Raw genomic sequence first — 16,979 nt, 5'->3', positions numbered from 1 at the left:
ACCTACGCTCCGATCGTTCGCTTTACCGAACGCTGGAGGGTCGATGAACCGAACGCGCGTGGTCGTTCTCGGCGCGGGCATCGTCGGCGCCGCGTGCGCCCGTGAGCTGAGCCGGGCGGGCTTCGACGTCGTGGTCGTGGATCGCGGCCGTCCCGCCGGCGGAACCACTTCGCACGGCGAGGGCAACATCCTCGTCTCCGACAAGGGGCCCGGCGCGGAACTCGAACTCGCGAAGCTTTCGACCGCGTTGTGGCCCCAGGTGGTCGCCGAGATCGCGGACGAGGACGCGCGCGCAGCTTCGGCGATCGAATACGACCCCAAGGGCGGCATCGTCGTCGCCACCACGGACGACGGAGCTCGCGCTCTCGCCGCCTTCGCCGCGTCGCAGACCGGCGTTCGCGCGGAACCGTTGTCCCCCAAGGAACTTGCCGAAGCGGAGCCCGCTCTGACCCGTGAAGTGGCCGCCGCGTTCCACTACCCGGAGGACGCGCAAGTCCAGCCTGCGGGAGCGGCGCTGGCCCTGCTGGGCTCCGCGCTGCGCCACGGCGCGCGGTTGCGCTCCGACACCGAGGTCGTCGGCGCGACCGTCCACAACGGACGGATCACCGGCGTTCGCGTGCCCGGTGAGGTCATCGAGGCGAACGTCGTCGTGAACGCCGCGGGCCCCTGGGCCGGTCAGGTGTCGGCGCGTCTCGGCGCCGCGATCGCGGTCCGCCCTCGCCGGGGCGAGGTACTGGTGACCACTCCGATGCCCGGCGTCGTCCGGCACAAGGTCTACGACGCCGATTACGTCGGCGCGGTCGGTGCCGATTCGAGTGAGTTGCAGACCTCCGCCGTCGTCGAGTCGACCTGGGGCGGCACCGTGCTGATCGGCTCGTCACGCCGCCGGGTGGATTTCGACGACGCGATCCGCCCGGACGTGCTGAGCGCCATCGCGGTCAAGGCACTGCGCCTGTTCCCGGCGCTCGCCGACGTCGCGATCATGCGCGCGTACGGCGGATTCCGGCCCTACGTCGATGATCACCTCCCGGTGCTCGGCGAGGATCCGCGGCTGGGGAATCTCTGGCACGCCACCGGGCACGAGGGCGCCGGGATCGGGCTGAGCGTCGGCACCGCGCGGTTGCTGCGCGAACTGCTCACCGGGGCCGAGCCGGCGATGCCGGTCGAGGAGTTCACTGTGGACCGTCCGGCCGTGGTGGCGGCATGAGCGGGTGGCTCCTGCCGCGCGACCGCGATCCGGTGGGCCGGACCGACCGGCCGATCCGGATCACCGTCGACGGCGAACCCGTGACCGGGATCGCGGGCCAGAGCGTGGCGGGGATGCTGCTCGCCGCGGGATGGACCTCCTGGCGGACCACGCGTTCCGGGGCTCCGCGCGGTGTGTTCTGCGGTATCGGCGCGTGCTTCGACTGCCTGCTCACGGTGAACGACGTGCCCGACGTCCGCGCGTGCCGACGTCCGGCCGCCGACGGCGACGAGATCCGCACCCAGTCCCGGGAGGAGAACGCGTGAACGTGGTGATCGTCGGAGCCGGGCCCGCCGGGCTCGCGGCGGCCGAGCACGCGCTGTGGGCCGGTGCCCAGGTCACGGTGCTGGACCAGGCGGAGACCCCCGGCGGCCAGTACCACCGGATGCTTCCCGACGCGTACGCGGCGAAGCGTCCGGAGCGGGTTCAGCACGGGCGGGCGGAATTCGACCGGCGCCGCCGGGTACTCGCGCATCCGCGATGTCACTGGTGGCCAGGCTCCGCCGTCTGGGCGTTCGACCGTGCGGAGAAGGCGGTGCACATCCTGCGGGGACAGTCCGACGGAGGTGGACGGCGGCGGCTGACCCTCGTCCCGGACGCGCTGATCCTGGCGACCGGCGCGCACGACCGCACCCTGCCGTTCCCCGGCTGGGAACTGCCCGGCGTGTACACCGCGGGCGCGGCACAGGCGTTGGCGAAGGGGGAGCGGGTCGCGATCGGCGAGCGGGTCCTCGTCGCCGGGGCCGGGCCGTTCCTGCTGCCGGTCGCGGAATCGTTGCTGGGCGTCGGGGCCGAGGTGGTCGGGGTGCTGGAGGCGAACCCGTTCTCGACCGTCCGGAAAGGATGGTCGTCCCGTCCGTGGCGCCTGGCCGCCCACGCCGGGAAGGCCGGCGAGTTGGCTCGATACGCCACGACGCTGGCCCGGCACCGGATCCCGTACCGACTGGGGCGGGCCGTGATCGAGGCCCGCGGCGTGGACCGCGTCCGCGAGGTCGTGACCGCGCGGGTCCGTGCCGACTGGTCGGTCGTCCCCGGCACCGAGCGGACCTACGAGGTCGACGCGGTCTGCGTCGGCCACGGCTTCGTCCCGCAGCCGGAACTGGCCGTCGCCGCGGGCTGCGTCCTGGACGACGGTTTCGTGCGGGTCGATGCCGCGCAACGGACCACAGTGGACGATGTCTTCGCCGCGGGAGAGATCACCGGGATCGGCGGCGCGGTCACCGCCGCGGCCGAGGGAGCGGTGGCCGGGTGCGTCGCCGCCGGGGGCGAGCCGTCGCCGGAGCTGATCCGCGCCCGCGACCGGGCCCTCGCGTTCGCCGACCGCCTCGCCACGGCCCACCCGATCGGTGCGGCCTGGCGAAGCTGGCTGAGCGAAGACACGATCGTCTGCCGCTGCGAGGAAACCACGTATGGCGAATTGACGCGTGCGGCCGAAGACACGGTCTGTCCCGGCCCGCACGCGCTGAAACTCGGCACCCGGGCCGGCCTCGGCCCATGCCAGGGCCGCATCTGTGGTCCGACCGTGTCCGAACTCCGCGGTGGCACCGAACGGCACCACCGCCCGATCGTCCAGCCGATCCGGCTGGGCGAACTCGCCGCCCGAACCGAAGGAGAACCTGGATGAGCACCCCCGACCTCGGTGGCGTCGTCGTCGCGACCGCCCTCCCGTACCGGGTGGACGCGTCGGCCCCCGCCGGGCTGGCCGTGGACTACGACGCCTACGCCGCGCACTGCCGGTGGCTGGTCGACAACGGCTGCCGGGGCGTCGGCCCGAACGGCTCGCTCGGCGAATACTCGTCGCTGACCGACGAGGAACGCCGTCGCGTCGCCCGCACCGCGATCGAAACCGTCGGTGAGGACGGGATCGTCGTCGTCGGCGTGCACGGCCCCGGATCGCACCAGGCCAAGTACTGGGCCGAGGTCGCCGCCGAGGACGGTGCCGACGGCCTGCTGTGCCTGCCGCCCACGATGTACCGCGCGAACCGCGGCGAGGTGCTCGCGCATTTCGAAGCGGTGGCGTCGGTCGGGCTGCCGGTGATGGTCTACAACAACCCCATCGACACCAAGGTCGACCTCACGCCCGCCCTGCTCGCCGAGATCGCGCGGATCGACAACGTGGTCGCGGTCAAGGAGTTCTCGGGCGACGTCCGGCGGGTGCTGGAGATCCGCGAGCAGGCATCGGGACTGGACGTGATCAGCGGCGCCGACGACGTCGTGCTGGAAAGCCTGCTGATGGGCGCGACAGGCTGGTTCGCCGGATTCCCCAACGTGTTCCCCGCCGAGTCGGTGCGCCTGTTCGACCTGGCGTGGTCCGGAAAACTCGAAGAGGCCAGGGCGCTTTACGAGCCGCTGGTGGCCGCCTTTCGCTGGGACTCGCGCACCGAGTTCGTCCAGGCCATCAAACTCGGAATGGACCTCGTCGGCCGCTACGGCGGGCCGTGCCGTCCGCCGCGGGGGCCGCTGACCGAGGAACACCGCGAGCAGGTCACCGCCGACATGCGCCGCGCGCTCGCCTCGCTGGGGGTGGAGTAGGTGCGGTCGATCCGGTCGATCACCGCCGTCGACTCGCATACCGAGGGCATGCCGACCCGGGTGGTGACCGGTGGGGTCGGCGTCATCCCCGGCGACACGATGGCCGAACGCCGCCTGTACTTCATGGAGCACCTGGACCACCTGCGGCAGTTCCTGATGAACGAGCCGCGCGGTCACTCGGCGATGAGCGGCGCGATCCTGCAGCCGCCCGCCAGGCCGGACGCAGACTGGGGCGTGGTGTACATCGAGGTGTCCGGCTGCCTGCCGATGTGCGGGCACGGCACGATCGGCGTGGCGACCGTGCTGGTGGAGACCGGCATGGTCGAGGTGACCGAACCGAAGACCGTGGTACGGCTGGACACCCCGGCCGGGCTCGTGCACGCCGAGGTCGAAGTCCGGGACGGCCGCGCGGTCCGCGTCAAGCTCCGCAACGTCGCGTCCTTCCTCGCCGAGCGAGACGCCGTGGTCGAAGTGCCCGGCCTCGGCGAGGTGCGTTACGACCTTTCCTACGGCGGCAACTTCTATGCCATCCTCGAACTGTCCCAAGTGGACATCCCGTTCGACCGGGCGGCGAAGGACCGGATCCTCGCCGCCGGGCTGGACATCATGGCGGCGATCAATGACCGGCGTCCGCCGAAACATCCCGCCGATCCGCTGATCGGCGGCTGCAAGCACGTCCAGTTCCTCGCGCCGGGGTCGGATGCCCGCGCTTCGCGGAACGCGATGGCGATCCACCCGGGCTGGTTCGACCGGTCGCCTTGCGGCACCGGCACTTCGGCGCGGATGGCCCAGCTTCACGCTCGCGGCGAACTGCCGCTGCACACGCCGTTCGAGAACAGCTCGTTCATCGGCACCACCTTCACCGGGGAACTCGTCGCCGAGACCACCGTCGGCGGCGTTCCCGCCGTGGTGCCGGAGTTCTCCGGACGTGCCTGGATCACCGGCAACGCCACCTATCTGCTCGACCCGGACGACCCGTTCCCCGCGGGCTTCGTTCTCTGAGGTTGGCGGCGCGCACCGGTCCGTGAAGGCCTCCTTGCCTACCCTGAGAGTAGCGAAGGGGCCCTTCACCACCCGGCGGCGTGGTCCCTGGCGACATCGAGACGGTTCGGAAGCCGTAACTGCGGCCCCGTGTCGCGAAAGTGGCTTTGTCTCGTCGATCGCGGTGGTGGTGCTGCGGCGCACCAGGCCGGATCTGCCGCGGTCGTTCCGCACCCCGTGGGTCCCGTTCGTGCCGCTGGTCGGGGTGGCGTTCGCGGTGCGGCTGATCGCGAACCTGGACGCGGTTCGCGGCCTGGATGGTGCTCGGACCGGTGGTGTACGCCGTGTTCGGATTCCGGAACTCGGTGGAGAACCCGGAGAGGAAGGAAGCATGAAGCAGATCGAGAGGGCGGCGGAGATCGCCGCTGAATGGGCCGCGACCGACCCGAAGACGCGCACGGCGGTGCTCACCGGCGTGGCCGACGCCCTGGACGAGGCCGGGCCCTCCTTGATCGAGATAGCCGACGCCGAGACCCGGCTGGGGACGAAACGGCTGACCGGCGAGCTGGCCCGCACGACGTTCCAGCTGCGACTGCTCGCGGCCGAAAGCGGTTCGTACCACGACGTCCGGATCGACCGAGCCGACCCGTCGTGGCCGCCAGGACCCCGGCCGGAGCTGCGCCGGTACCGCACCGCTGTCGGTCCGGTCCTGGTGTTCGCCGCGAGCAACTTCCCGTTCGCGTTCAGCGTGGCGGGCGGGGACACCGCGTCGGCGTGGGTGGCCGGCTGCCCGGTGGTGGTCAAGGCCCACCCCGGCCATCCGGAGTTGTCCCGCAGGACGGCTTCGGTCGTCGTGGAAGCCCTCGGCCGCCGGGGTGCGCTCCTGGGCCTTGTCGAAGGAGAAGCCGCGGGCGTCGATGCGCTGCGCCATCCGGCGATCGCGGCCGCCGCGTTCACCGGGTCGGTGTCGGGTGGGCTCGCGCTGGCGCGGATCGCGGCCGAGCGGCCGGTCCCGATCCCGTTCCACGGCGAGCTCGGCAGCGTCAACCCGGTGATCGTCCTGCCCGGCGCGGCACGGTCGCGGGCGGAGGAACTGGCGGAGGGCTACGCCGGTTCGCTGACGCTGGGCAACGGCCAGTTCTGCACGAATCCCGGTCTGGTGTTCGTGCCGTCGGAAAGCCCGTTCGGGGATCTCGTCGCCGAACGGTTGCGCGAGGTCCCGGCCGCGCCGTTCCTGAACGACCGCATCGCGTCCGGTTTTCAGACCGGCGCGGCACGGCTGGCCGCGATCCCCGGGATGCGTGAGGTCGTCCGGGGACCAGGCGCCCAACTGCTCGAAGTCGCGCTGGAGGACTTCGTACCGGAAGCGGCTGAAGAGTGCTTCGGCCCGCTGGGCGTGGTGGTGCGGTACTCACGCCCTTCCGACGTCTTGCCGGTGCTGGCGGCCCTGCCCGGTCAGCTCACGACGACCGTGCACGCGTCACCCGAAGAGGCCTCCGAGGTCGAGACGCTGCGCCCGGTGCTGGCCGACCGCAGCGGGCGGATCCTGTGGGGCGGCTGGCCGACCGGGGTCGCGGTGACCGCGGCGATGCAGCACGGCGGACCGTTCCCGGCGACGACGTCACCGGCGTCGACCTCGGTCGGGACGGCGGCGGTGGAACGCTTCCTGCGGCCGGTGTCCTATCAGGACTGGCCGTCGCACCTCCTGCCGGAACCGCTGCGGGACGACAACCCGTGGGACGTCCCGCAACACTTCTCGTGACTCGTGAGCCACGCCGGGGTAGTGAAGGCCTCCTTCCCTACCTTCAGAGTAGGGAAGGAGGCCTTCACTACCGCCTGGGCCGGTTTTCGCAACGCGCCACCTCGCCTTACCCCTCAAAGGAACCGGCCACTCCACTCACGAGTCACGGGGAGACGACGGTCCCGCCCAGCACGACGTGCCGGAATTTCTCCGGCTCGGCCAGGACGCCGATGTCCTCCAGCGGATCCCGGTCGACGACGAGCAGGTCCGCGTGCGCGCCTGGAGCCAGCGTGCCGATCTCGCCGGTCAGGTTCAGCAGGTCGGCCGCCGTCGACGTCGCGGAGCGGACCACCTCCAGCGCGGACTGGACCTCGCCGCGCAGCCGGAACTCGTGGTTCTGGTGCCGGTGCATCCCGCCGAGGAGGTCGCTGCCGTACACGAGTTTCACGCCGCCCCTGGCCGCCCGCTCGAGGGCGGCCATGCCCGCGCCGAGCACCTCGTCGACCTTGCGCCAGCTGGATTCCGGCAGCCCGTGCTCGCGCCCTTCCTCCTTCAGCGCCCAGTAGGTGACCAGGGTGGGCACGAGATACGCGTCGTGCCGGAGGAACAGTTCGACACTGAGGTCGTCGATCAGGTTGCCGTGCTCGATCGACCGCACGCCCAGTTCCAGCGCGCGGTTCACCGCGCGGGCGGTATAAGCGTGCGCGGCGACGTAACGGTTGGCCGCCTCCGCCTCTTCGACGATGGCGCGCAGCTCCTCGGCGGAGTACTGCGTCGAGTCGATCCGATCGGTCGGGGAGGCGACACCGCCGGAGGCCATCACCTTGATGTGGTGCGCACCCTTGCGCAGCTCGTCGCGCGCCGCGGCGCGGACCGCGTCGACCCCGTCGGCGACCCGGCCGAGGCCGGCGCAGCACGGGTGATCGTCGCTGGCGTTGGCGCCGCGCGTCCGGCTGTCGCCGTGCCCGCCGGTCTGGCTCAGCGCGCGTCCGCAGAAAAGCAGGCGCGGGCCGCGGAACAGGCCCTCGGCTTGCGCGTCGGCGAGGCCGTAGTCGGCGCCGGAGGCGTCACGGACCGTCGTGAAGCCCCGGTCCAGCATGCGGCTCATGGTGCGGGCACTGTGCGCGGCCACGTACGACGGTGACGACGCGGGCAGCGATCCCAGATTCGCGGTCGACGCGGTGACGTGCACGTGGGCGTCGATCAGTCCGGGCAGCACGAACGCACCGCGCAGGTCCTCGGTCCGCGCGCCGTCCGCGGTGAGCCCGTCACCGATCTCGACGATCCGGCCGTCGGCGCACCGGAGGTCTCCCTCGGTGTACTCGCCCTTGACCGGGTCGAGCAGACGGGCGTTGCGCAGCAGCAGCGATCCGTTCATCGGTTCTCCTCCAGGAGTTCGCGCAGGGCCGGGACCGCCAACGGTGCCAGTGAACGGGCCGCCGCGACGGAATCGTCGTCGTAGCTGCCTTCTGCGTCGAGGAGGTTGAGGACGCCGAGCGTGCGGCCGCCGTCCACCACCGGCACGTTGATCACCGCGCCGCAGCCGAGCCGATCGATGAGTTCGTGGTCGGCGAAGATCTCCCGCACCGCCGCGCTGTCCGGCCCGAAGTAGGGCTCTTGGCCCGTGATGCACCGCTCCAGCCACCCGGCGGCCACCTCGACGGTCTTCTCGCCGCCGACCGGGTACTCGACGGGGTGGCTGCTGTGCACCCGTCGCAGTGCCCGCCGTTCGGGCACCCAGGCCAGCACGGTGAACAGCCGTACGCCGATCGTGGCTCGGGTCTTGTCTTCCACAGTGGACAGTGACACGGTCACTTGGTCATCTCCTTGGCGGTCTTCACGGGCGCGCCGTGTTCGGTCAGTTCTTCCAGGGAACGGCCGGCGGTGGACAGGCCGAACACGACCACGCACACCACCCCGGCCGCCAGGACGGCGGTGGTGAGGCCGAAGACGCCGGCGAAGCCGAGGCTCGCCGCGGACAGGCCGATGATGGTCGGGGCGAGGATGCTGCCCACCCGGCCGAACGCGCTGGACAGCCCGGTCCCGCTGGCGCGGATCCAGGTCGGGAACACCTCGGGGGTGTAGGAGTACACGCCGGCGTAGGTGCCGTTGAGGAAGAACGACAGCACCGCCCCGGCGAGGGTGATCGACCACGGCGCGTCCATCTGGCTCAGCCAGAACGCGCTCACCGCGGAGCCCGCGAGGTACAACGCGATGGTGTGCTTGCGGTCGAGCCGTTCCGACAGCCACGCGGCGGAGAAGTATCCGGGGATCTGCGCCAGGTAGATGATGATCGAGAACTCGAAGCTCTTGGTCACCGTGATGCCGCGCTCGACGAGCAGCGTCGGGATCCAGGAGAAGAAACCGTAGTAGGAGAACGTGATCACGAACCACACGGTCCAGATCACCGCGGTGCGGCGAGCCATCGCCGGGCTCCACAAGAACTTCAGCGCGCTGAGGAGATTGACCTTGGGGGTCTCCGTCGCGGGCTGGGCGTCGGCCGCCGCGACGGCGGGAAGTGCTTGCCCCGTCGCTTTTTCGACGTCCCGCTCCAGCTTCGCGACGATCTTTTCGGCCTCGGCATGACGCCCGTTCGCGACCAGGAACCTCGGTGATTCCGGCAGCGAACGGCGCCACCACAGCAGCATGACGATCGGCAGCGCGGTGATCAGCTGCGCGACCCGCCAGCCCTCCGGCACCGTCGGGACGACGAACCGCCCGATCAGCGCGGCGGCGACGAACCCGAACGAGAAGAACCCGGCCAGCGCGCCGACGAACCAGCCGCGGCGTTTGGCGGGGACGAACTCCGACAGGAACGGCGCGATGATGGCGCTTTCGGCTCCCGCGCCTGCCCCGGCCAGCACCCGGGCGCCCAGGAAGACCTCGTAGTTGGGGGAGAAGGCGGCGACCACCGAGAACACCGCGTAGAAGGCCAGCGCGTACATCATGACCTTCTTGCGGCCGATGCGGTCGCCCAGCAGCCCGGCGGCGATCGCGCCGAAGAGGAAGCCGAACGGCGTCGCCGAACCGATCAACCCGAGCTGGCCGTTGTCGAGGCCCCAGGCGGCTTTCGCGCTCGGAAGGAGGAAGGCGACGACGGCGGAGTCCATTCCGTCGAAGGTGTAACCGAGCCCGCCGATGAGCAGGAGTTTGTAATGGGGACGGCTCAGCGGGAGCCGGTCCAGTCGTGCCAGAAGCGTCATGGGGAACGCCTTCCGTGGTTCGGGCGACTAGGAGAGACGAGAGTGCGGACAACGTATACTGCGTTTTGGCAAAACTGCAATGGTTGTTGCAAGTGGTTCGCCGGGCACGATGCGTTACCGTGACGCCGTCGAGGGAGGGTGCGCGTGACTGGGACGGGAACCGACGACGGTTTCGAGGCGTGGCTTCGGGACCGCGCACCGGAGCGCGGCCTGCGGCCGAAGGCGGCCGCTGTGCTCGAAGTGCTGGTCTCGCAACCGCGCCGGGCGTCGTTCGGCTCGACGGCCGAACTCGCCCAGCTCGCCGGGGTCAACGTCGCCACCGTTACCCGTACGGCCCAGGCGCTGGGTTTCGCCGGCTGGCCGGCGCTGCAACAGGAGTTGCGGGCGCGGTACATGTCGTCGCTGAGCGCGCCGCAGGTGGCCGAGGAACACCGGGACGTCGACTCGCCGGGTTCGGCGTCGCTGCGCCGCGACCTCGACAGCCTCGCTCTGCTCAACCGGCGCGTCGCCGAGGACGAGATCCGCAACGTCGCGGAGGCCGTCGCCGGGGCGCGCCGCACGGTCGTGATCGCCGACGGCAGCTACGCCGCGGTCGGGATCGCGTTCGCGCACAACGCCCGGCTCGCCGGATACGACGTCCACGCCATCACGGCAGGCGACGCCGAACTCGCCAACGCCACGGCGAAACTGACATCCGAGGACGTCCTCATCGCGATCAGCTTCTGGCGGCTGTACGAGAGCACGGTGCTCGCCGCGAACGAGGCCAAGGCCAGGGGAGCGCGTGCCTTCGCCATCACCGACGCGGCCAGTCCCGCGCTGGCGGCCGCGGTCGAACAGGTGCTGATGGTGCCCGCCGAGGGCGTGACCTTCTTCCCGTCGCTGACCGCGGGAATGAGCCTGGTGCAGGCGATCGTCGCGCAACTCGCCGCCGTCGATCCCGTCCGCACCGGCGAGTCCATCGAGGCGGCCGAGGCCATGTGGTCGCGGTTCGACCTGCTGCACCGCCGCCCGGGATCGGCCGATCGGACAGTGCCGAAAAGGCCGACCGGTCGAGGCGTCTCCGCCGGATGACCGATCCGCCGCCCCCCGCGGGGAGGCGATCCTGGTTCCAGGCCGCCGGAACAGGCGGCACGGGGACCGAGGAGGCCGAAATGACGATCATCGCGACTCTGGGCGCATACGCCGGGCTCGCCCTTCTGGCACTGATGGCGGCGAGCCCGCTGCTGGTCGAACTCGATCAGCGCTTCCCGGTCACCCGCCGGACGAAGGCGGCCGAACGGGAACGCCGGCTGCCCGCTGGGCTCGCTTCGGCGTGACGCAGAGCACAGATTTGCGCGAGGTCTACCTCACGTGAGTGATTCGGGCTGCGCCAGTTCGTAACTTTGTGTCGCGCTATGGAACGCTCTGTAACGTGACCGTGGATTTCTGCACCAACGCCCAGCCCTCCGACACCTTCGCGGAGTTCCGGAGGAACGTCGACGAACTGACCCAGGCGTTCATCGACGCCTGCCGTCAGGGACGTACGCCGGGCGACGCTTCTCTCGACCTGCTGCAGCGGGTCCATCGCGAAGACCGCAACTGGGTCGTCGTCCATCTGACCTTCGCCATCGCCGCGCTCGCGCATCAGCGCACCCTCGCCCCGGCCGACTCCGTCACCCGGCCAGGTGGTGTGACGGGTGCGCCGGAGCGCGCGTTGTTAGCTTCCGCGAGTGACTGATCCGACCATCTCCGCGGTCATCGCGGTGTTCGCGGGTTTCGTGCTAGCGGGCCTCCTGGCCGTCCCGTACATCGCCGCGAGTTACCGGCGCCGCGGGGAGCTCGGGCTCTGGCGGGTCCTGCTGGTGTTCGGGTTCCTGGTCTACGCCATGTCCCTGTGGACGTACACGTTGCTCCCCATCCCGGACACGACGGCGGCGTGGTGTGCCGAGCACGCGTCCAGTCACCTGCAACTGCGCCCGTTCCAGTTCGTCGCCGACGTCCGTCGCGAACAGACCGGGGCCGGCCTGCGGGCGTTCCTGCGCAATCCCGCCGTCCAGCAGGCGGTGTTCAACGTCGCCTTGTTCGTGCCGCTGGGGATGTTCGTACGGCACCTCTTCGGGCGCGGCTTCGCGGCCACCGTCGCGATCGGCTTCGCGGTCTCGTTGTTCATCGAGTGCACGCAGCTGACCGGGGTCTGGTTCCTGTTCGAGTGTCCGTACCGGCTGGCCGACGTCGACGACCTGCTGACCAACACCCTCGGTGCCGCCGTCGGCTTCGGCCTCGCCCCGCTGTTGCGGCTGTTGCCGGGCAACGAGCCGTCCGCGCCGCCGGGAACGCCGCGGCCGGTCACCGCGCGCCGCCGCCTTCTCGGGATGGCCGTCGACGTCGTGTCGGTCGTCCTGCTCGGCACCACCGTCGGCATCGTGACGACCCTGCTCGCCGGTGAACCGAACACCGTGGTGACCGCACTGATCGGCACGTTCCTGCCGGCTCTGCTCCTGTTGTTCGTCATTCCCGTAGCCGGCAACGGCGCCAGCTTCGGCCAGCGGGTCGTGCTGCTGCGCCCCGCCGGCCCGGACGGCGGGAAGCCCGCCCTGTGGCGGACGGTCGTGCGGTTCCTGGCCGGTTCCGGCGGTTATTTCACGCTGCTGACCTTGGCGTCGGTGGTCAACGGCGGGTTCGAGCCGCTGGCGAACCTGTTGTTCTTCGCCAGCGGGATCCTCGCCTTCCGGCCCGAAGGTCACCAGGGACTGTCCGGGCTGATCGCCGGCCTGCGGATGGCCGACGTGCGCGAACTCGACGAGCCGGCCGAACCGAGCCTCGTGAGCGGTAAGGACGATTAGGCCCAGAGTGTCTTAAGTACCTACTGGAATGGCGCTTTCGCGTGATCAGATGGACGACACGCGTGATCAGATGGACGACACGCGTGATTGCGCGGACGGCTCTCGCGCTGAACCCGGCCACGGTTGTGTCGTCCATCCAGTCACGCGTGTCGTCCGCCGGATCACGCGTGTCGTCCGCCCAATCACGTGAGGTCCGACAGGTGGGTTCCACCCGATCGGGTCGAACCTGCCCGTCGTGCGCGTCATTGCGCCTGGCAGGACGCACGGGCCGGAACACTCGCCCGGTGGACGTGGAGTCGATGGACGAAGTGGCCGACTGCCTGCTGTCGGTGGCCTGGAACATCTTCCCGCTGATGGGGAAACCTCCCGCGAGCCCGGGGAACCGGCCGGAGGAGATCCGGACCCTCCTCGTCGACGCCTGCCACGACGCCGGGATGCGAGCCCGTGAGTGGGCCGCGGAGCACGGGGCGGGAACCGAAGAAGACCGTCGTCCCTTCCTGCGGCTGGCGGAGGTCGGAACGGACGCGAACCTGTTCCTGGGCATGGTTTCCGGCACGCTGGTGTCCGATCACGAGCGAGTCCGCCGCCGCTGGGCCGAGATCGAGACCCTGGTCGTCGAGGCGGGTGAACTCGCCGTCCTGATCAAGGGACGGCCGCCCCTCGCCACGGGAGATCAGTCCTTTTCGAGCGTCAGGTCGTAGCGGTCGAGCACCTCCTTGACAGGCTGGAAGAACGTGGTGCCGCCCTCGGCGCAGTCACCGGAACCGCCCGAGGTCATGCCCTGTGCCTGCACGAGTTTCGTGCCGGAGCCCGACGAGGGGCGGCTGACGAACGAGCCACCGGAGTCGCCCGGTTCGGCGCAGGCGTCGGTCTGGGTGAGGCCCCGCACGATGTTCCCGTTGCCGTAGTTCACCGTCCGGTCCAGCGCTTCGACCCGCCCGCAGTGCCAGTGGGTGGTGATCCCGGACCGGCAGACCCGGCCGCCGACGCCGACCACGTCGGCGCCCTCGATCCGCACGTCGGACCCGTCCTCGTACCGGTCGACCCGCGGCGGGGTCGAGACGTCGGAGTGTGCCACCTTGACCGTCCCGTAGTCGTTGCCGGGGAAGGAAGACCTCGCGACCTTGCCGATCGTGCCCCCGGCGCCGCGCACGGTGCCGCCGAGTTCGGTGCAGTGGCCCGCGGTGATCACGTAATGATCGTCGTCGTCGTAGGCGGTGAACCCGACCGAGCAGGCACCGCCGCTGAAGTACAGGCCTTGCCCGCCGATCACGCTCCACAACGGCCGCGGCGCGCTCTTCACGTGTTCCACCCGGACCGGGACCCCGGCGGAGGTGGCCCACGCCAGTCCGGCGGGATCGCCGCCCACCACACTGACCACGACGTCGTTCGACGACACGTCGACGTACCAGCCGGCGACCGAGCGAGGCAGGCCCGCGGTTCTGTTGTCCAATGTGGACTGGATCTGCCGCAGTTCGGCGGCGCTGTGCCGCAGTACCTTCGGGATCGCGCCCGCGGCGCGGATTCGGGAAGACCGGCTCGCGTCGGTGGTACCGACGATCAGTTCACCGGTCGTGGCGTCCAGCCAGGACCCGGCGAACGCGGCGCCGAGCGAGGTGCCGAGATCCTGCTGGGCGGCGGCCACCGTGGCCGTGCCCGCCGTTTCGTTCAGCACCGATGTCGCGGCGGAAGCCGGTGCCGCGAAGGCGGTGACGGCTGCCGCCGCGCCGATCAGGACGGTCAGGGTGCGCAGAGGACGTCGGATCACGAAAACCTCCATGGGTTCACGGAATTCGTTGCGGGAGAAGCGTTCCTTGATCGACGTTACGACAGGCGGACACCGGCCGAATGCCGCCAACTGAGTAGCGCTGGGAATTCGCCTTTCCGGCTCAGCGGAATGGCGGCTCCTCACTCGTGTGAGTGGAGATTGCATGATTTGCCGTCCCCGATCCGCCGACCGGCGAACGACGCTCAGCGACGTTCATACACCCGTTCGGGAAAGGGGCTTCCCAGGCCGAAAAGTGCAGATCACCTGATGGTGTCCGCGCTGAACCCGTTCGCCCGCATCCGTGACGAACGCGTTTCTTTCACCAGCAGGAAACGAGGCCCGCCGTGAACATCAGGCCGACGGTGAGCACGGGCGCGGCGAACAACGCCAGCGCTCCGCCCGCGATGGCTCGCACCCGTTCCGGGAAGCGCGCCGGTCGGCTCGCGTGCCGGGCCAGCCAGCGCAATCGGAGCGCGGTGTCACCGCCGCCGGCCGCGTGGATCGACAGCAGTGCCGAACGCACGGTCTCCGGTCCGTGCCCGGCAGCGGCCGCCCGGTCGGCGGCCAGTTCGACGAGCAGCCGGACCGCGCCGGGGAGTTCGCGCATGAGCGGGACGAACCGCAGTACGCGGCCGAGGGTTTCGGCGCATCCGGTCAGAAGGTGGTGCCTTCCGCGCAGATGAGCGCGTTCGTGGGCCAGCACCGCGTCGAGTTCGCGGGGTGAGAGCCTGCCCGCGAGGCCGTGGCTCGCGACGATCAGGCCGTCGCGGCCGCCGAGGCTGTAGGCGATCGGACGGTCGTCGGGCAGCCACAGCGTCGGCCCCGGCCGGGCGCCGGACAACCGGAGCACGTCGAGATGGCGCCGGTGCAGCAGCGTGCTGCGTTTCCGGCGCCGGGCGGTGGACACGGCGAGCCGGCCGCCGCGATCGCGACGGCGGTGCCCGCGAAAGTGCCGGCGAGTGGATCGAGGCCGGGAAGACCGCTGTGGCCGACGGCCGCCCAGCACTCGTGAAGGATCCGGGTGATGGCCCCGGCGGGCCCGTGGTCCGGCAGGACGAGGAGCAGGACGGCGCCGAGGGCGCCGACGAGGACGCCGAGCGCGGTCAGCAGCCACCACGCGAGCGCCGTGCCGGGGCTGATCCCGCCTGCGGTCAGCCTGCCGAGCAGCCGGGGTGAGCACCAGCCGATCACCACCACGCCGAACAGGAGCACCGCCGCCAGGATCATCGCTTGCCGGGCTTCCGTCGCAGGGCCCGCCGCAGGATGTCCGACTCCTCTTCGGAGACCGAGCGCGCGAAATGCAGCAGCACCGACTCCCGGTCGTCCGAGGCGTCGAGGATTTCCCGCAGGCTTTGCGCGGTGGTCTCCTCGCGGGTCGCCACGGCGCGATAGCGGTACGCGCGATTCTCCATTTCGCGCTCGACCCATTCCTTGCGGTGCAGGTTGTCCAGCACCGTCATCACGGTGGTGTAGGCGAGGTCGCGATCCCGGTTGATCGCCTCGAGAACCTGGCGCACCCGCAAGGGTTCCCCCGCGTCCCAGAGCACGTCCATCACCGACGCTTCGAGTTCGCCCAGCCGTTGCATGACACCTCCGCCGGGAAGGACGCTGTGCCGCTCCGGCTCAGCCGACGATGCGCCGCGCGCCCATCAGATGCCCGTCGCCCTTGACCGAACGGACGTCGACCAGCTGGCCCTCGGTGGGCGCGTCGACCATCTTGCCGCCGCCGACGTACATGCCGACGTGGTGGATGGCTCCCGGGTCGCCGGTGCCGTCGTCGTAGAAGACGAGATCGCCAGGGACGAGCGCGTCCAACGCGACGGCCTTCCCCACGGTGTACTGCTGGCGGCTGGTGCGCGGAAGCGAGATCCCCGCCTGCTTGTACGCCCACGACGTCAGGCCCGAGCAGTCGAATTCGCTCGGCCCGGTGGCCCCCCATTCGTACTGCGAGCCCCGTTTGGACAGTGCCGCCTGCAGCGCGTCGTTCGCGGCGCCGGGAGGGCCGAGGTAAGAGCCCTTGTCCTGGACCTTGCCGAGTTTCGCCTTGTCGGCGGCGGGTAGCTGTCCGAGAGCTTCCCGCACCTTGGCGATCTGGTCGTCGAGGTCCTTCTTGCGGGTGCGGACCTGGTCCAGCGCCAAGGTCGCGTCGTTGGCGGCGAGCTGGGCCATTTCCCGCGCGTCCTCCGCCGTCGCGCGCGCGGTCTGTGCCTTGGCGAGCGCGTCGCGCAGGCCGTTCAACGCCTTGGCCTTCTCCCCGGCCAGGACCGACAGCGCGGAGGAGCGGTCGAGGAACTCCTGCCTGCTGCCGCTGTCGAGCAGCAGGACGGCGTTGCCGAGGCGCTCGCCGCTCATCGCGGACCGCGCGATCGCCTCGACCTGCGGCCGGAAGCGATCGATCGCCGACCGAGCGTGTGTGAGATCGCCGTCGGCGCGGCCGAGGGCGGCCGTGGCCTGGTCGCGTTCGCTCTCGCGGGTCTTCAACCGGTCCTGGGATTCCTGCAGATCCTCGTCGGCCTTGGCCGCCTGGGTGCCGAGTTCCTGGTAGCGCCGCATCGGATCCTGGCCGTCCGGCGCCGGTTGCGCGCTCGCGGGGAGCGTGCCGAAGCCGAGGATCATGAGGGCGGCGGTGGCGGCGAGGGGGTGCCGCAGTGAGCGCCGATGTGGGGTCACGGGTGCCGAATCTCCT

The 16,979-nt window shown here is 70.6% G+C and carries 19 protein-coding genes; 11 read left to right on the top strand and 8 right to left on the bottom strand.

The window, feature by feature from the left end; translation table 11 throughout:
- Nucleotides 1–43: 43 nt before the first annotated feature.
- From LCL61_RS26625 to LCL61_RS26600, 6 genes are all read left to right on the top strand, one after another.
- Nucleotides 44–1,207 (top strand): FAD-dependent oxidoreductase, encoded by a 1,164-nt coding sequence (locus LCL61_RS26625; protein WP_340682243.1) that lies wholly within the window; start codon nucleotides 44–46, stop codon nucleotides 1,205–1,207.
- Entirely contained in the window at nucleotides 1,204–1,512 is a 309-nt protein-coding gene (locus tag LCL61_RS26620) for a (2Fe-2S)-binding protein (protein WP_340682242.1), read from the top strand. The genes LCL61_RS26625 and LCL61_RS26620 overlap by 4 nt, the downstream gene beginning before the upstream one ends.
- Complete coding sequence (locus tag LCL61_RS26615) at nucleotides 1,509–2,870, top strand: NAD(P)/FAD-dependent oxidoreductase (protein WP_340682241.1); 1,362 nt, start codon at nucleotides 1,509–1,511, stop codon at nucleotides 2,868–2,870. Before LCL61_RS26620 ends, LCL61_RS26615 begins: the two co-directional genes overlap by 4 nt.
- On the top strand, nucleotides 2,867–3,778 hold the full coding sequence (locus LCL61_RS26610; protein ID WP_340682240.1) for a dihydrodipicolinate synthase family protein: 912 nt from the start codon (nucleotides 2,867–2,869) through the stop codon (nucleotides 3,776–3,778). Before LCL61_RS26615 ends, LCL61_RS26610 begins: the two co-directional genes overlap by 4 nt.
- Nucleotides 3,779–4,780, top strand: a complete 1,002-nt coding sequence (locus LCL61_RS26605; RefSeq protein WP_340682239.1) for a proline racemase family protein — start codon at nucleotides 3,779–3,781, stop codon at nucleotides 4,778–4,780.
- 370 nt (nucleotides 4,781–5,150) lie between these two features.
- Nucleotides 5,151–6,521: an aldehyde dehydrogenase (NADP(+)) gene (locus LCL61_RS26600; protein ID WP_425342066.1), complete on the top strand. Its 1,371-nt coding sequence runs from the start codon at nucleotides 5,151–5,153 to the stop codon at nucleotides 6,519–6,521.
- 142 nt (nucleotides 6,522–6,663) lie between these two features.
- On the opposite strand, the gene LCL61_RS26595 is transcribed toward LCL61_RS26600, so the two are convergent.
- Genes LCL61_RS26595 through LCL61_RS26585 form a run of 3 tightly spaced genes read right to left on the bottom strand, consistent with a single transcriptional unit; the run spans nucleotide 6,664 to nucleotide 9,703 of the window.
- The gene (locus LCL61_RS26595) at nucleotides 6,664–7,878 is read right to left on the bottom strand and encodes an amidohydrolase family protein (RefSeq protein WP_340682237.1); all 1,215 of its coding nucleotides are present in this window, start codon (nucleotides 7,876–7,878) and stop codon (nucleotides 6,664–6,666) included.
- Nucleotides 7,875–8,315 carry a GAF domain-containing protein gene (locus LCL61_RS26590; RefSeq protein WP_340682236.1) on the bottom strand — a complete coding sequence of 147 codons (441 nt, stop codon included), beginning with the start codon at nucleotides 8,313–8,315 and terminating at the stop codon, nucleotides 7,875–7,877. Before LCL61_RS26590 ends, LCL61_RS26595 begins: the two co-directional genes overlap by 4 nt.
- The gene (locus tag LCL61_RS26585) at nucleotides 8,312–9,703 is read right to left on the bottom strand and encodes an MFS transporter (protein WP_340682235.1); all 1,392 of its coding nucleotides are present in this window, start codon (nucleotides 9,701–9,703) and stop codon (nucleotides 8,312–8,314) included. The genes LCL61_RS26590 and LCL61_RS26585 overlap by 4 nt, the downstream gene beginning before the upstream one ends.
- A 144-nt stretch (nucleotides 9,704–9,847) precedes the next feature.
- Here LCL61_RS26585 and LCL61_RS26580 point away from each other — a divergent pair, with 144 nt between their 5' ends.
- The 5 genes from LCL61_RS26580 (at nucleotide 9,848) to LCL61_RS26560 (ending at nucleotide 13,226) form a co-directional block, all read left to right on the top strand.
- Complete coding sequence (locus LCL61_RS26580) at nucleotides 9,848–10,774, top strand: MurR/RpiR family transcriptional regulator (protein WP_340682234.1); 927 nt, start codon at nucleotides 9,848–9,850, stop codon at nucleotides 10,772–10,774.
- A gap of 80 nt (nucleotides 10,775–10,854) precedes the next feature.
- Nucleotides 10,855–11,019, top strand: a complete 165-nt coding sequence (locus tag LCL61_RS26575) for a hypothetical protein (protein WP_340682233.1) — start codon at nucleotides 10,855–10,857, stop codon at nucleotides 11,017–11,019.
- Nucleotides 11,020–11,114: 95 nt separating this feature from the next.
- A complete protein-coding gene (locus LCL61_RS26570) occupies nucleotides 11,115–11,420 on the top strand; it encodes a hypothetical protein (protein WP_340682232.1) in 306 nt (101 codons plus the stop codon).
- Nucleotides 11,413–12,525, top strand: a complete 1,113-nt coding sequence (locus LCL61_RS26565; RefSeq protein WP_340682231.1) for a VanZ family protein — start codon at nucleotides 11,413–11,415, stop codon at nucleotides 12,523–12,525. The genes LCL61_RS26570 and LCL61_RS26565 overlap by 8 nt, the downstream gene beginning before the upstream one ends.
- Before the next feature lie 284 nt (nucleotides 12,526–12,809).
- Nucleotides 12,810–13,226 carry a hypothetical protein gene (locus LCL61_RS26560; RefSeq protein WP_340682230.1) on the top strand — a complete coding sequence of 139 codons (417 nt, stop codon included), beginning with the start codon at nucleotides 12,810–12,812 and terminating at the stop codon, nucleotides 13,224–13,226.
- On the opposite strand, the gene LCL61_RS26555 is transcribed toward LCL61_RS26560, so the two are convergent.
- The 5 genes from LCL61_RS26555 to LCL61_RS26540 all read right to left on the bottom strand — a co-directional run bounded on the left by LCL61_RS26555 (nucleotide 13,199) and on the right by LCL61_RS26540 (nucleotide 16,963).
- Nucleotides 13,199–14,293: a S1 family peptidase gene (locus LCL61_RS26555; RefSeq protein ID WP_340682229.1), complete on the bottom strand. Its 1,095-nt coding sequence runs from the start codon at nucleotides 14,291–14,293 to the stop codon at nucleotides 13,199–13,201. The genes LCL61_RS26560 and LCL61_RS26555 overlap by 28 nt on opposite strands.
- Before the next feature lie 319 nt (nucleotides 14,294–14,612).
- Nucleotides 14,613–15,143, bottom strand: a complete 531-nt coding sequence (locus LCL61_RS42685; protein WP_425341937.1) for a M56 family metallopeptidase — start codon at nucleotides 15,141–15,143, stop codon at nucleotides 14,613–14,615.
- Entirely contained in the window at nucleotides 15,050–15,520 is a 471-nt protein-coding gene (locus tag LCL61_RS42680; RefSeq protein ID WP_425341936.1) for a hypothetical protein, read from the bottom strand. Before LCL61_RS42680 ends, LCL61_RS42685 begins: the two co-directional genes overlap by 94 nt.
- Complete coding sequence (locus tag LCL61_RS26545; RefSeq protein ID WP_340682228.1) at nucleotides 15,517–15,879, bottom strand: BlaI/MecI/CopY family transcriptional regulator; 363 nt, start codon at nucleotides 15,877–15,879, stop codon at nucleotides 15,517–15,519. Before LCL61_RS26545 ends, LCL61_RS42680 begins: the two co-directional genes overlap by 4 nt.
- A gap of 37 nt (nucleotides 15,880–15,916) precedes the next feature.
- Nucleotides 15,917–16,963, bottom strand: coding sequence for a C40 family peptidase (locus tag LCL61_RS26540; RefSeq protein WP_340682227.1), 1,047 nt, complete (start codon nucleotides 16,961–16,963; stop codon nucleotides 15,917–15,919).
- Between the last annotated feature and the right edge of the window lie 16 nt (nucleotides 16,964–16,979).

This window comes from Amycolatopsis coloradensis (genome assembly GCF_037997115.1).
Taxonomy (GTDB): domain Bacteria; phylum Actinomycetota; class Actinomycetes; order Mycobacteriales; family Pseudonocardiaceae; genus Amycolatopsis; species Amycolatopsis coloradensis_A.
This window is presented reverse-complemented; position numbering and strand designations above follow the sequence as displayed.

Excerpts from the sequence above, each read along its gene's own strand:
- LCL61_RS26585 (WP_340682235.1), bottom strand. The coding sequence starts at position 9,703 with ATGACGCTTCTGGCACGACTGGACCGGCTCCCGCTGAGCCGTCCCCAT.
- LCL61_RS42680 (WP_425341936.1), bottom strand. The coding sequence starts at position 15,520 with ATGATCCTGGCGGCGGTGCTCCTGTTCGGCGTGGTGGTGATCGGCTGG.
- LCL61_RS26620 (WP_340682242.1), top strand. The coding sequence starts at position 1,204 with ATGAGCGGGTGGCTCCTGCCGCGCGACCGCGATCCGGTGGGCCGGACC.
- LCL61_RS26575 (WP_340682233.1), top strand. The coding sequence starts at position 10,855 with ATGACGATCATCGCGACTCTGGGCGCATACGCCGGGCTCGCCCTTCTG.
- LCL61_RS26600 (WP_425342066.1), top strand. The coding sequence starts at position 5,151 with ATGAAGCAGATCGAGAGGGCGGCGGAGATCGCCGCTGAATGGGCCGCG.
- LCL61_RS26545 (WP_340682228.1), bottom strand. The coding sequence starts at position 15,879 with ATGCAACGGCTGGGCGAACTCGAAGCGTCGGTGATGGACGTGCTCTGG.
- LCL61_RS26595 (WP_340682237.1), bottom strand. The coding sequence starts at position 7,878 with ATGAACGGATCGCTGCTGCTGCGCAACGCCCGTCTGCTCGACCCGGTC.
- LCL61_RS26610 (WP_340682240.1), top strand. The coding sequence starts at position 2,867 with ATGAGCACCCCCGACCTCGGTGGCGTCGTCGTCGCGACCGCCCTCCCG.
- LCL61_RS26625 (WP_340682243.1), top strand. The coding sequence starts at position 44 with ATGAACCGAACGCGCGTGGTCGTTCTCGGCGCGGGCATCGTCGGCGCC.